General features: G+C 62.2%; 10 protein-coding genes and 1 pseudogene. 8 read left to right on the top strand and 3 right to left on the bottom strand.

Annotated elements, in window-relative coordinates:
- Positions 1–11 precede the first annotated feature (11 nt).
- From fae to MK_RS06770, 7 genes are all read left to right on the top strand, one after another.
- Positions 12–521: a formaldehyde-activating enzyme gene (gene fae, locus MK_RS06800; RefSeq protein ID WP_011019643.1), complete on the top strand. Its 510-nt coding sequence runs from the start codon at positions 12–14 to the stop codon at positions 519–521.
- Between the two features lie 140 nt (positions 522–661).
- Complete coding sequence (locus tag MK_RS09375; RefSeq protein ID WP_011019642.1) at positions 662–1,666, top strand: ribonuclease J; 1,005 nt, start codon at positions 662–664, stop codon at positions 1,664–1,666.
- 56 nt (positions 1,667–1,722) lie between these two features.
- Positions 1,723–2,904 carry a hypothetical protein gene (locus MK_RS06790; protein ID WP_011019641.1) on the top strand — a complete coding sequence of 394 codons (1,182 nt, stop codon included), beginning with the start codon at positions 1,723–1,725 and terminating at the stop codon, positions 2,902–2,904.
- On the top strand, positions 2,886–4,541 hold the full coding sequence (locus tag MK_RS06785; RefSeq protein ID WP_011019640.1) for a hypothetical protein: 1,656 nt from the start codon (positions 2,886–2,888) through the stop codon (positions 4,539–4,541). Before MK_RS06790 ends, MK_RS06785 begins: the two co-directional genes overlap by 19 nt.
- Positions 4,542–4,556: 15 nt before the next feature.
- The gene (locus tag MK_RS06780; protein WP_011019639.1) at positions 4,557–6,140 is read left to right on the top strand and encodes a hypothetical protein; all 1,584 of its coding nucleotides are present in this window, start codon (positions 4,557–4,559) and stop codon (positions 6,138–6,140) included.
- 57 nt (positions 6,141–6,197) lie between these two features.
- On the top strand, positions 6,198–6,383 hold the full coding sequence (locus tag MK_RS06775) for a hypothetical protein (RefSeq protein WP_148679761.1): 186 nt from the start codon (positions 6,198–6,200) through the stop codon (positions 6,381–6,383).
- Positions 6,384–6,889: 506 nt separating this feature from the next.
- A complete protein-coding gene (locus tag MK_RS06770; RefSeq protein ID WP_148679760.1) occupies positions 6,890–7,744 on the top strand; it encodes a hypothetical protein in 855 nt (284 codons plus the stop codon).
- Between the two features lie 34 nt (positions 7,745–7,778).
- Here MK_RS06770 and MK_RS06765 read toward each other — a convergent pair.
- Positions 7,779–8,386: pseudogene (locus MK_RS06765) on the bottom strand (DUF1678 family protein).
- 609 nt (positions 8,387–8,995) lie between these two features.
- Here MK_RS06765 and MK_RS06760 point away from each other — a divergent pair.
- Positions 8,996–10,468, top strand: a complete 1,473-nt coding sequence (locus MK_RS06760) for a hypothetical protein (RefSeq protein WP_011019636.1) — start codon at positions 8,996–8,998, stop codon at positions 10,466–10,468.
- A 618-nt stretch (positions 10,469–11,086) separates the two neighbouring features.
- On the opposite strand, the gene MK_RS06755 is transcribed toward MK_RS06760, so the two are convergent.
- Together MK_RS06755 and MK_RS06750 are read right to left on the bottom strand one after the other, a co-directional pair.
- Positions 11,087–12,412 carry a hypothetical protein gene (locus MK_RS06755; RefSeq protein ID WP_011019635.1) on the bottom strand — a complete coding sequence of 442 codons (1,326 nt, stop codon included), beginning with the start codon at positions 12,410–12,412 and terminating at the stop codon, positions 11,087–11,089.
- 224 nt (positions 12,413–12,636) lie between these two features.
- Entirely contained in the window at positions 12,637–13,920 is a 1,284-nt protein-coding gene (locus MK_RS06750) for a hypothetical protein (protein WP_148679759.1), read from the bottom strand.
- Between the last annotated feature and the right edge of the window lie 44 nt (positions 13,921–13,964).

Genomic DNA, 13,964 nt, shown 5'->3' with positions numbered 1-13,964 from the left:
GGGCGATCCCTATGCCGTTCGCGTTACGCGTCGGGGAGGCCTTCGTAGGCGAGCCGGATGAACCCGAGATAGCACACATCGACCTGGTCATGGGGTCCGTGGAAGGTCCGGTCGGTCGAGCGTTCGCCGAGGCCCTCGCGAGTCCCTCCAAGGGACACACGCCGCTCCTCGCCGTCCTGACGCCCGGAGTCGCCGTCCGACCGCCCACACTGATCACACCCACGGTCACCATCGAGAACATGGCCCAGGGGGAGAAGATCTTCGGTCCTGTGCAGCGGGGGATCGCGGAGGCGGTCGTCGAGTCCGTGGAGGAGGGGATAATCCCCCGCGACATCGTCGACGACGTGGTCATAATAGCGAACACCTTCGTGCACCCGGAGGCCGAGGACGATCGTCGGCTCTACGAGAACAACAAGGAGGCCATGAAGAAAGCTATCGAGTGCGCCATGAAGGGTGAGCCGACCATCGACGAACTGATCGAGAAGAAAGACGAGGTCGAGCACCCGCTCGCCAAGTTCTGACCGCTCGAGGGCATCTCCGTGGTACACACAGGAACGTCCCGACGCGCCCTCTCGGTATCCCCTTTCTCTCTCGACTACCGTGACGATTTCCGGGCGAAACGATTCATCCTCCGGAGAACTGGACGCTTCCGGGGCGTCCGTTGCTCCTCAGACCCCTCGACCCGTGGTGCGGTGTGGTCGTCGACTACGGGGACACCCGCGTCTTCGTGGACGTGACGGATCGGAAGGGACCGTACGTCAAGCGCGCGGACGCGGTGATCGTCACGCACCCTCACCGCGACCACTACGGCGGCGTCCCGAGGACGGAGTTCGGTGAGCTCCGAGCCGACGAGGTGACCGCGGCGCTCCTCGGGATGGAGGACGAGGCCGAGCCGCTCCGGTCCTCCTTCGAGGCCGGCCTGCTGGACGTGCGGACCTACCCGGTCAACCACATGTGCCCGAAGGCCCACGCGGTCCTCCTGTCGGGCGACGCGCGCGTGCTGATCACGGGGGACTGGTGCGCGCTCGGCGAGCACCCCCCGCTCTGGGAGCTGGTGGACGACGAGGTGGACGCGATCGTGACCGAGTGCACCCGGGCCGCGAGCGTCCACCCGGACGACCCGGAGGCGGCGGAGTACCGGATCCAGCGGCTCCTGGAACTCCACCGGGAGGACCGGACGGTGCTGCTGCTCACCCACGTGAACCCGCTGATCGACGTCGCCTCCGAGGTCGAGATCCTGCACGTGCTCGAGGGCGATCCGGTCGACGAGGCCGTCAAGGCGGGCGCGCACGAGGGGGCGGACCTGGAGGTCGTGAGCCGCCCCGAGTACCCGCTCGTCACCTCGAGCGTCGGGACCGTGGAAGGGTTGTCGAAGAGGCCCCACGTCCTGATCACGGAGCGCTGGTTCCTCTACCGGGACCGGGAGGGGAGGCTGAGAAGGCTCCTGGACGCGGTCCCTTACCCTTACATCGTATCGGGGACCGGGCACGCGAGCGCGGCCGAGCTCGTGCGGTTGGTTGAGGAGCTGGAGCCGGAGTACCTCGTGCTGCGGCACGGGTCGCCCGACGGCGTCCGGGCGCTGAGGAAACGGCTCGCGGGAGCGGGTCTGGACGTCCGGGTCGAGGCGTGGATCGGGAGGCGGGGCGGGAAGCTGGAGTTACCGTGAACTCATGCGATACGTTGATATACCGGAGAGCGAACGGGGGAATCGGGGTTCCGGCGGTGGTACCGGCGGCCCGTCGGGCGATCCCGACGTTGGTGTCGTTGGCGTCTTTGGTCGTCGTCCTCACGGTCCCGGTGTCGGGGGAGGAGTACGCGCTTCGGGACCACGGGTCCGGACTCACCACTGTCTGGTTCTACGACCCGAACACGATGGGATCGCAGCTGCCCTCGAACTGGAAAGACTACCTGTGGGTGGGCAAGCCGACCAGCGTGGCCCTCGGGTTCGAGCTCACCGCGAACAACTGCACCTCCTACTTCGACAGCCCGTTCGCCCACGATATCGTCGGCAGGCTTACGGCCCAGGGGTTCGACGTGACCTCCGTGGACTACGCCGAGGCGAACGGGCCCGTGTCGAGTCCCGACGACCTGTTGAACGCCACCAACCGGCGCGGTACACCGCTGACGCCCGCCGGACTATCCCTCAGGGTGACCGACGGGACGAGCACGTACTACTTGATACCGTGTTACGGTGGTCCCGACCGCGTGCCGTACTACCTGGACGAGGACTCGTGGCCGGCCAAGGGCGAGCGGACGGTGATCTGGGTCCCGACGACCTCGGGTCCCGTGCCGTTCCTGCTTCGGGGTGCGGACGAGCCGAACGCGCTGTTGGTGGTCGAGCGTCCGGGGTCGGAGCGGCTCGACCTAGACGGGGACGGGAACCCCGACGTCGACCTCTCCGGCCTAGCCTCGCTCAGTATGGTCTGGATGCTGGCCCTCACGATCAGGACGGTCACCGGCGATTACCTGCTGGTTCAGGGGCCGGACCTGTACTACGAGGTGTCACCGGACGAACACCTACTGAACGTCGCGTCGTTCCGCGCGAGCGATGTGGAGTTCTCCGATGACGGCACCATGAAGCTGAAGCTACACATCGGGGTCGAGAAAGGTACCTCCGTGTCGCTGGAAGGTGTCGATCTGGCGTTCCTGGATCGGGACGGCACGGCATTGAACGTCACGCCTTCGGAGGGGGATCTGGAGAATGAGCTGTTGAACTCGTTGAAATCGGCGCTGTCATGGGATTCGAGCGAGATCACCCTCTCGCACCCGAGTGGCGACATCCGCGAGCACCTACCCGCGATCATCACCCTACGCGTGATGGGGAGCACGGAACTGACCGACAACCTCGGCAACACCTCGCAGTTCACGGTTATGGCGTCAGGGAGGTGGACGTCCTACCACTGAGTTTCGAGTGCCGGATATCACAGACCGAGTGGCGACAGAACGGGGACGAGGCAATCGTCCGCGGCACCGTGACCGTCGATCACCTGACGCCTCCGGGTAGTCCTAACACGGTGCACTGGGTAGCCGTCACCAGGGACTGGAGCGGCGCGGAAGTTGTCCTCGGTGAAGGATCCACCGAGTTCCCAGGTGGACTACTGGTCCCCTGCAGCGTCGATTTCACCGCCAGGGGTCCCGCCGCGATCTTAAGGACGGGCTTCGACGTCAGGGTCTCGGTGGGATACTTCGAGCATCTGGGCGGCACCGTGGGCTACGAGACTGCCCCCGTGATCCTACCGCTGACGCCACGCGTCCTGACCGTAGACGATGTTGAGGTTACCAAGACAGTCGAGTCCGGCGGCACGAAGGAACTGGCAGTAACCGTACGTTTCACGCCTCCGGATGGATCGTTCACCCTGGACAGGGTGGATGTGATAGTAAGGGACAAGTCCGGGAACATCGTGGGAGAGCGAACGCTCGACAGCCCGATACCCGAGAACGACTCGATCACCGTGGACGTTCTCCTTGATGACGACGTGTCGCGGGCCTCGGTGGAAGTAACGCTCGCGGGTAGGGACGGCCAGGGTATCCGCTACCAGGTCACCCGGTATGAGAAGTTCGTCGGAGATCTCTCGGTCGGAGTGTTGGGGGCCGACCTGAGGGTGGAGAACGGCTCGCTCGAGGGCGCGGTCGAGGTCGGTATCTACGTGCCGACTGAGGGTACCCTGAAGGTCACATGTGACGGCCAACCCCTCCCCATATCGATCGACGGCGGAGCTCTTAGCGCACAACCGCAGCGATTGAAGGAGGGAGCCCACCGGGTTTCTCTCGTAATACCGGCGAGGACCCACGAGGTATCCTTCGAGTTCACTTCACCCACGGGTCGCGTGGTCAAGCGCTACGAGTGGAGGATTCCCGTGGGCTTCGCCGAGGACCCCGTGGTGTACCAGGTCGGGTTCGATCACGGTACCGGAGAAGCGACCCTGTACGTGTCGAGCCGCGTCGACGACGGGGTCCTGAGGATACCATACGACGGTGGCGTGTACGAGGAGAAGTTCGAGTACAGCAGGGAGCTGGTGGTGAACGGTCAACAGGTCGCGAAGCTGAGATCTGACGCCGAGCTCGTCAGGGTGAGCGTACCGGAGGACCCGTACGGATCGCTCGACGTCAAGCTGGTCCTGGAGCTCGACGGCGTGACGGTCGAGAGGGAACTAACCGTCCCGTACACCCGGTACTCGTATACCGTCGGAGGGTACGTCATCGACGTGTACCCGAAGGTGGACGACGGTTTCGAGGTGGACGTCTGGAGGTCCGAAACCACCGGGTACGCGGTCCGCGTCCCGGCCGGTGAGGGATCACCTGACGTCGAGAGGATCGGGGTCCGACCGCCGACCGAGCCCGGCACCATCACTGGAGACAACACCCGGACAATCCCGTTGTACGGTGATCGGGTGGTCCTCGTCTTAGCACCGTGTCAGGACGGTACTTCACTCTTGGCGTTCGATCGGGAGCACGGTGATGTCGTCGCCCTCGAGGTCGACCCGGACCGGGACGCGGTCCGGGAGCTCCGGGTGGTGTATCGAACGGAGTTGTCGGACTAACTCGGCGTTCACCGTGTGATCGTCCTCAATAATGGCACTGTCATCATCGTCCACTTGGATGAAAACTTGAAGGCCGACGCCTACCGGCTGAGCGAGTTCGGCCGGCTACTCGGCCACCGGGCCACGGGCAACGGGGTCATACTACTGTACCGGACGCGAGGAGGTTCGACGAACGTGGCCGTCGTGCGACCCTCGGGCGTCACGTACGCGTCCAAGTTGGGGGAGTCGGGGGATCTGGTCGTCTACAGGACCGCCGACGGTGTCGTCGTGACGGTGGTCGGGAACAGGATCGCGCCACCTCGAGGAGAGGTTGTCCGTGTGGGCGCGGAAGGTGGTGTGATCTCGGTGCTGAGGGACGGCGTCCTCCTGGGCTTCGACCGCGACGGCAGGGTGATCTGGGCCTCGAAGATCCCGGACTTCGAGAAGTACCTGGACTACTCCTGGTCCCCGGCGGATCCGAGGAAGGTGCTCCTATCGTACCGGGACACTTCGGGACTCGTTCGGGTGATCTCGGTGGACTCGGTTTCGGGCGACGTGAAGTCCCCGAAGTATACCGTAACCACCCTCGACGAGAATACGGCGTTCGTGTTCGACGACGGCACCGCGGTGACGGTCCTGAAGAACGAGGGGTGGGTGATCCGGACTTACGACCTCGGTGGGGTCCCGATCCACGCCGACAAGGGGGTTATCGTCTACAGGGATCGGTTCGGGACCCTACACGTCGCGATACTGGCGGAGCGCGAATACCTGAGACCCGCCCTGGAAGCCACCGGTTTGGCGGTGTTCAAGCGGGAAGGGGAGTTCATGGCCGTCCGGTACGATGAGTCGGGACGGATCCTCGGATTGGACTGCGAGGTTCACCGGGAACGGACCGACGGCGGGGCAGTCGTCCTGCTGACCGGCGGCGAGGTGGTCCGGCTGGACACCTCGGGCCGGGTCGAGTGGGTTCGCACACTTCCGGACTTCAAGGGGTACCTGGACTACCGGGGTACGCTGATCACCTACCGGGACACATCGGGCCGCGTGCGCGCGGTGCTGGCGACCGAGGGTGGCGTCGTCGAGGGGCTGAAGAGTAGGGAGACCGACGAGACCGTGGAGTTCACGTTCCCGGACGGCACGTCGGTGGTCATCGGTAAGGACGGGAGGATTCGAGAGACACATCCCGGTGGAACTACACGGGGTGGCGTCAGCGGACGAGGTGAGCAGGGTGAACAGCAAGGGAATCTAGAAGGAAAAGGAAATCGAGAACAAGGTCAAAGGCAGGGTGGTCCGAATCAAGGTGGCAATCAAGGCAGTTCGGGTCAGAGTGGTCAAAACCAGAGCAATCAGGGCCAGGGTGGTCAGCAGCAAGGCAATCAGCAGGGCCAGCAGGGCGGAGAGCAGAACCAGCGGCAGGGCGGTCAGCCGGAGGAGCACGAACAGGGCGAGCAGGGTGGTCAACATGGTCAACGAGGTCCGGAACAGCGGGGTAACCAGAACCGGAATCAAGGCAATCGGAACCGGCAGAGCGGCGGTGAGGGCGGTAAGCGAGGATCCCCGGTCCTGATACCGCCGGTAATCCCACCGAGGCGCCGGGTCCACACCCAACACGCCCTATAGGTTCCCCACGATACCATCCGGGACCCCCGAACCAAGCCGTTCAGGGGAATATCCCGCGTGGTAGGTGAGGTGGAAGCGCCGGCTCTACCAGCCGTCCTCCTGACGGCGCTGGTACTCCCCATCCCGGCGACCGGAATGCCCCTCAAATTACCGGTGATCCTGAAGGAGGTCTACAGGTTCCCGGAGTGGGAGGACGCGACCACGGCCCTGGTTCCGGTGTTGGGTGGACACGGGGGCGGTTGACGACGGGATGATCGTCGTCGTGCGGTCCGACTACCGGACCCTCGACTCGGACGAACCGACCTGGAGCATGAGCTACCGAGTGGTGCGTTACGACCTGGTCACGAGCCCCCGCGTCCTGCCCGTGAGCGGAGGACCCTCGGAATCGCGGTCGGACCCGCGGATGTACCCGATCGGGGCGTTCTACGACCCCGACCGAGACAGACTCCTCGTGATCACCTACCATCCCCGTCTGGTACTACCGGGCGGTGACGAGACGCCGGGCGTCCTGGTGTCGGAGATCTCCGGGGCGTCCCGGGACCCGCGCTTCGTGGGGTGCCGTACCCTGACGATCACCACGCCGAACGACGCCGACGACGTGAAGCCGGTGCTACCCGAGGTGATCGACGGGAAGCCCTACCTGGTGTACGTGGAGCCGGGCGAGCCCTTTGAGGAGGGCGGGACGCGGGAGTACCGGCTCGTGAGGCTAGATCTGGAGACGGGCGCCCGGGAGGTGCTCGCGGAGTTCGGTGAGCGAACCCGGGTGGCGGGTGAACCTCGGACGCTGCATCGCCTCCTCGGAGGGTCGGTACTACCTCGTCTCCGCGCCAGGCTGGGCCGTGGCCGTGCGGGAGTCCGACGGTCGAGTCGTCCGAGTCAGGCCGCCCGAGGACTGGACGGTCAGGTTCTCCGAGTACCCGCCACCGTACGTCGCCGTCCCGACGGCCGGAGGGTACGTCGTCCTCGACTCGACCGATCTGAGCCGGACCGCACTCGGTCGACTGAGACCCGACGGCTCGATCGAGATCGCGTTGCGGTTCCGACGACATTGGGACGTCCTGCGCTGCCGGTCGACCGATCACAAGTACATGGTGATGGAGTGGATCGCGGCCTACTCCTCGGACGGGCGACGGTGCGCGCTGGCCCTGGGGTACAGGGAGATCCCCGACGAAGGTGAGGCCCCGACCGTGTTCCCGCTGGCCGAGAAGGTCGAGGACTGGAACGGTGTGGACTGGGTCGGGCCTTTCGTCCTGGCGAACCATCGAACCCTGTACTTAGTCGAGCTCCCGGTGGGTGCGAAAGCTCGATACGAGGGAGGTCGCGTTTTCGTGACTTCGGAGTTCCCCTACTCGAGCGCCCGGGAGGTCGTCCTTCCCGGACCCGGGGTCGAGGACGTGCGTAGGGGCGATCCCTCCGGTGTCTACGAAGTGATCCCGGCGGAGGGCGCCGACACGGTCACCGTCACTTACAGGTTCCTGGGACCTTTCTTCGTGGCCGAACGGGAGCTCACCGTGGGCCTTGAGAGCCGGTATCAGGGCTTCCCATGCCTGACCGTGATACCGCCGATCCGGCGTCGGACCCTCCGACGGCGCGGTACCGCGTGAGGATTCTCACGGCAGCGAGTTCCCGGGGTACCTTTCACCGTCTGAACTTCCACCGTTCCAGTTTCACGTCCGGGATCTCGTGCTTCTCATCCAGTGACCCCCTCCTAGAACGTATCACCTTCCTCAGGTGCGAGAAGTAGTACGCGGGCCAGCCTCCTAGGGTTCTCATGAAGAAGGATTCCAACCTGTCGGGTAGTTCTTCGAGTAGATCCCGGATTCGCGGTGACTCGGCGGGTCTCGCGTCGAATGCTAGCGCGAGCCCGCGGGCTAGTACCCGTCGGGCCTTCTTGTATGGGAGGCTCGAGACCTGGGGGAGTAAGCTCTTGAGCACCGAGCGGAGGTTGCGCATGAGGTGTCGCGCGAGCTCCAGAACCTCTGCTCGATTTAAGGAAACCAGATACTCGATGAAGGAAACGCTCTCGTTCTCGGACTTACCTAGGTAGAGCGTGCGCCCACGCTCGTGCCGGGAATTCCGCCAGTGGGCCACGTAGTAGGGCCGCAGATGCTACCGTTCACCGTCCGGTACGTGATCTCGAGGCTCGGCTTCTTCCCCCGGCGGTAGACCTCCCGGAGTGCCCGGAGGACTCGGATTCGTTCCACGAGATCCGAGGGTATCGGGATGTGAGAATGCGACTCGACCAACCCCGGCTCACGGTTCCTCTAAGTACCTCACAAGTGTATGGGAGCGAGGATGGAACGCTACTTCAGGACTACAGATTTCACCCCGCCACACGGTGACCTGGGTTCGGTGCTCCGAAGCCCGCACACGGGGAAAGCTACCGCGGTGCTCGATGTCCGGACCGCCCGGCGGAACACCGCCGTTATGAGCTTCACCTGAGGCCTACGGAGTATTGATAAGTACGAGTAAACTCGGTAATACCTCGTACTCAAACCCTCCGGAACGACAGTCTTCTCCCGGGAGGGAGCATCCTTTCTATCGAGTTAATTAACCGAGTAAAAAGTCGATATGGGGTAGTGCTACCTCAGCACGTCGGCAGTCATAACCGCTGGGGCCGGTCCGCGGTGGTGCCGGCCTCGGCCTCAGCCGTGCCGGTCATCGGCGACTCACCCAATGGGACCTCCTCCTCATCGGCCGGGCGGCGTCCGATCGCCCGGACTTAACTTTAACCGGACCGTGCTCCGGGCGTGGCGGGTACGGCGACGGGCTCTCCGAAACGGTAAGGGATATCTCGGGTTCCCGGAACGTGGGTTCCCCTCACTAATCCCGTAGGGAAGACCGGGGGACGCCGGATGCTCCCCGCCCTGCTGGCGCTCGCGGTCCTCCTCGCGCTCCCGGGTGCCCGGGCCCTTGACCTGTACCCGGTGGAGGTGGTGGAGGTCGGGACGGACGCGGTGGGGCCGCCGGTGATCTCCTGGGACTACCCGTTCGAACGCGGTCCCACCGTCACGTACCCGTCGGACGGCGGGTGGGTCCGGGTCCGCCTGGACGGCTCGCTCCGGGCGCGCGAGGTGGTGTTCGACGCGGCTCCCCCGGACCTGAGGGGGATCGCCTACCTGGCCCTCGAGCGCGACGGCCGCGTGATCGCCGTGGACTACCTGAATAGACGGGTCCTCGAGGACCGGGGCGCCCACCCGACGGTCCCGACGGTCTCCCGCTCCGACTCCGGCGCGGTCGTCGCGTACGTGCGGGACGGGCGGCTTCGGGCCGTCCTCCTCGGCGAGGAGGCGAGTGTACCGCTGGAGCTCCACCTGCGGGGCGAGGACCCGTTCGTGCTCGTCCGGGAGGGGACCGTGCTGGTCGCGTACCGGTCGGGCGGCGACGTCCACCTGGCCGTCATGGGCACGGAGTGGTCCGTCCGGGTGCGCGGGTCGGAGTGCGTCCTACTCCACCGCGAGGGCGACCGGTGGGCCGAGGTCCTGCGCTGGTACACGCCCGAGCGCCTCACCGACGCGGACCTGCTGGACCTCCTGAAGGGGCGCGCGCCGGAGGAGCGGGTCGTGTGCGGCGTCCCGGTGGAGCTGGGGTCCCGGACCGTCTGGGTGTTCCCGCTGCCCCTCGCCCCCGTGGTCGACGCGGGCACCGGGGCCGTCGTCGGCTGGTCCCACTCCGCCGGCCTCGAGCCCCGCGAGCTGATCGGGACGGTCGAGGAAGACGGCGACGTCCTGGTCTTCACCGGGTGGTGGGAGGGCCTCCACGCCTCGGTCGCCCCGGCGGCCCGGCTGAGCGGCTCCCGCGCGATCCCCGGCTCCCTCGGCCTCGTGGGCTGCGAGAGGGTGATGGCGGTCGCGTTCCGGGACCCGGACGGTCACGTCCGCGTGGCGGTCCCGGGCGGGGTCCGCGTCGCCCCGACGGTGGTCGTCCCGGTGGAGACCGTGGACCTGGGACCGGGCGAGCCGCTGGCGTTCCTCGAGGGGCTCGTGTTCTACCGGACCCCGGGGGGTGATGTCCGCTGCGCGGCGGTCCGGCCGGAGGGCGGACCGTTCGTCCGTCCCGTCGTCGAGGAGGTCCCGGTGCGCCGCTGGGAGGTCGGCGGTAAGGAGCTGCTCGTCGCGGGGTCGGTCGTCCTCGACCCGGGGACCGGCCGCGCGTACGTCCTCCCGTCCGAGCGATCGGGGGAGCCGGTGTACCGCCGGGACCTGTCGGACGGTTGGTTCGTGGCCGTCTTCCGGTTCGACGACGGGTTCGTCGTGGTCCTCTCCGACGGGCGTTCCGTGCGGGAGTCCCGGGAGTACCGCTCGGTGACCCGACGTCGGAGGGGCTGATCGTCGAGGACCGGGACGGTGTCCGTCACCTGCTGAAGCCGGTGCGTCGGGAGTACCCCGGTTTCGGGGAGTGGACGCTGGAGGAGTTCCCCGCGGGCGGGTCGAGTGGTTCCGAGGTCGAGGGGACACGCGGGGAGACCGGGGAGTCCGAGGGGTCGTCGGGGCGTGGGTCGCGACACGTTCTGCCGGCGATCCCCGTACCGATCGGACGGCGCGCGGTCCGGTGGCGTCGTGACGATACCGGTTGAGTTATTACGGAAACTTTAGGGTTTCCTACCCTACGAAGCGCCCGTCCGATCGGCTTTCTCCGGGGTAAAGTCGGGATCCCCGGGGTTTCGGCGGTCGGTGGTTCCCGAAAACCATTAGTAGTATGAGCTCGCTATCTTAGTGTGGAATATCACGGGTTCGGAGGGGTTCTCCAGCAGCTCAACTCAGAATCGTTACAGAAATATTAACGATTCCAGTCGGGTCTGCGGAAACGTGCGGAGCCTCCTCACCCTACGACGCCGAGGGCAGTGCTGTTGTTGCTGGACGCTGAGCGCCAGATAATCCGCCGGACCCAACGGTCGGGAGTTGCGGTGATATAGGGATTATCGAGGAATGTAAGGGCGACTTCACCTACTTCCTCTTCCGAGCGCCGTCCATGACCTCCTTGACGACCGCCTCGATGAGTTCCCCTAGCACACTCCTCTCCTTACGATTCCCACTTGACTCGGACACCATGTCCAACCCTCGTTTTACTACCTCCGTCGCCAGCTTGGCCGCGGTCTCGGCCATCTCCTCGCCCTTCGACCCGCCTACGAGCCTTCCTACCGTCTTCAACGCATCTTCCGCGAGTTTCTCGGTGTCGATGCTTTCCAGAGTGCCTTTTACGTGTTGTTTCACGCGTTGTGATTGTCTCCACTTGGGATCGTACTCTTCGGGCGGGATGACCTCGTCCCCGAGTCGGATCTCCTCGTCGACCGAGAGCAGGTTCCGGGCGATCTCTTCGGGCTTATCTTGAATAGTTTCAAAAGCGGTTGAAACGTTGGTCACAATCTCGGCGAGTTTTTTCGAGACTTCGTGGAAGAACGCTTCGGGGTCATCGATCCCTAAGTCTTCGAGTTCCAGCTCCCACTTCGACTTCTTTAGTAACTTTTCAAAACCGTGTTTTAATTCCTCTAGTCCTTTCTTAATCATCTTTTTATGCATATTCTCCTCGATCCATAACGCGCACACTGTTTGTATATTAAAGTGTTCTAACAGCTGGTCTTCATCTATCCCACGATGTACCATCGCGTGAGCAATTACATAGAGCGTGGAAGTTATTGAGCTACTACCTTGAATGTTAATGCCATAAGGTAACGGAATCTCGACAGAAGACTTCGGTATTTCAAGATCCACTGAATCGCTAATGACAGTAACTTTTGAAACGTTTCGAGAGCTAAGAACAGCTCCAATGACCCAAAAGTTCAGGGCGGTCTCAAGGCTTGGCTTGTCCAGTACGAGATCCCTGATTCTTCGAGTGATCACCTCAATTACTTCCAGTGCCCACAGAATATAGTCGCTTAGGTGTCCATACTCCCGTTTCTCTTTTAACGACTCCTCTCCAGTCTTTATCATTTTCCTTAGCATATATCCCAATTTTGATGCTCCTGGTTCAATTTCAATTGAGGGAATGCCAGCAATTTCTTCAGGATTAGAATCGAAAAGTTCGGCTAGGACTGACACGGTTAATAGCCATGGCTTGTCCAGCTTTCCATCCCATAATCTACGCTCTCGAATCCATGATCCACGCCACCATCCATCCATGAAAATGGGAAGTGGTGAAAGGGGACCGTACTTTGTATCGTAAAGAGCGGCATCTCCAATCCTTAAGCCGAGGTCCGACATCCGGTGTCTCACGTAGGATTTCACCTTGTCGTAGAACCTATCGGTCGGGCTCAGCGGGACGCACTCAGGCACTGGAACGCCCCCTGACGGTACGGAACCTCCTGGTGAGACAACGTCCGCTCTAAATTAACTTAACCAACCTTACAGTGCTTCACACAGTTGAGATACTCCTTTTAGTCGATGGAACGTCCGTTCGGAGGGCTTTCCTGACGGTAGAGTAGGGATTTCGGAGTATCGGCGATCGGTAGAGAACGGTACGAGGACACTTAATCATTGAGAAGGCAAAGAATGACCACTTACTTTCTCTTCCGGTCGTCACCCATGACCTCCTTAACGACGGATTCGATGAGCTCCCCTAGTGTGCTCCTCCCCTTACGATCCCCACCCGACTCGGATATTATGTTCAACCCCTGTTTTACCGCTTCTGTCGCCAGTTTGGTCGCGGTTTCGGCTACATCTTCACCCTTTGACCCGCCTACGAGCTTACCGACTGTTTTCATAGCATCTTCTACAAATTTCTCAGCATCGATACTCTCGAAGGTCTTCTCCAACCGATACATATTTGTTCCATTTGGATCATATTCCTCAGGTGGGATGATCTTATCTCCGAGTCGTATCTCTTCATCGACCGAGAGAAGGGTATGAACGATCCTCTCAGGTTCTCTGTGAACAGTTTCGAAGACGGCGGAGATGTTAGCTATTACATCAGCAAGTTTTCTCAAAACTTCATGAGCGAACTCCTCAGGGTCGTCTATCCCTAGATCCCTCATGTTTAAACCTCGTCCTTTCCTCAGTAATCTATTAAGTCCATCTTTCAAACCTTCTAGGCATTCTTTAATCACCTCTTTGTACGTTCCCTCAACCCATGATGCGCATATAATCCGAACTTTCTCACCATAGGGCGTATCACTTAGATATTCAAGTAACTGATCTTCTTCTACTCCACGGTTAACCATCGCGTGAGCAGTCAGGCAGAGTACGGAAGCCGTTATGCCACAACCTTGGAGGATATAACCAAGAGGGTACGAAGGAACCCCAACTGGAAACTCAGAAACTTCGGTGTCTATCGAACTGATAGCCTGGATGGCGATTCTTGGGGTACCATCTTGAGACGCAAGAGCAGCTCCGGCGATCCAGAGGTTAACCGCAACCTCAAAGTTCGGCTCATCTAGTACGAAGCGTTTGACATGCTGTGAGGCTTCCTTGAAGACTTCTAGTTCTCCCAAAAAGTAATCACTAAAATGACGCTTAGACTCCCGCTCTAGCAATCCCCTTCCAACTCTTTCTACTTCGTCCCTTAATACCTTACCCGTCGACGGTTGTTCCTCAAGTTCGAATATGTTTTCTGAAAGAAGACCATTCGAAGGTAATACGATTAATATCCATACTGCACTTAAATCACTCCACAATTCTCGACCAAATCCGTTGAACGTCCAGAAATGACCATACTTCTCATCGTAGAGAAGACTCTCATTATCCTCCGGAGGTTCTAAGCCGAGGTCCGACATTCGGCGTTCCACGTACGATTTCACCCTGTCATAGAACTCTTCGGTCGGGCTCAATGGGACGCGCTCGGGCACTGGAACGCCCCCTGGCGACACGGAACCTCCTGATGAGATAACAT

Origin of the sequence: Methanopyrus kandleri AV19, assembly GCF_000007185.1 — an archaeon.
Lineage (GTDB): Archaea > JAADCQ01 > Methanopyri > Methanopyrales > Methanopyraceae > Methanopyrus > Methanopyrus kandleri.
This window is presented reverse-complemented; position numbering and strand designations above follow the sequence as displayed.

Coding starts and splice junctions, on each gene's coding strand:
- MK_RS06760 (WP_011019636.1), top strand. CDS start 8,996: ATGCTCCCCGCCCTGCTGGCGCTCGCGGTCCTCCTCGCGCTCCCGGGT.
- fae (WP_011019643.1), top strand. CDS start 12: ATGCCGTTCGCGTTACGCGTCGGGGAGGCCTTCGTAGGCGAGCCGGAT.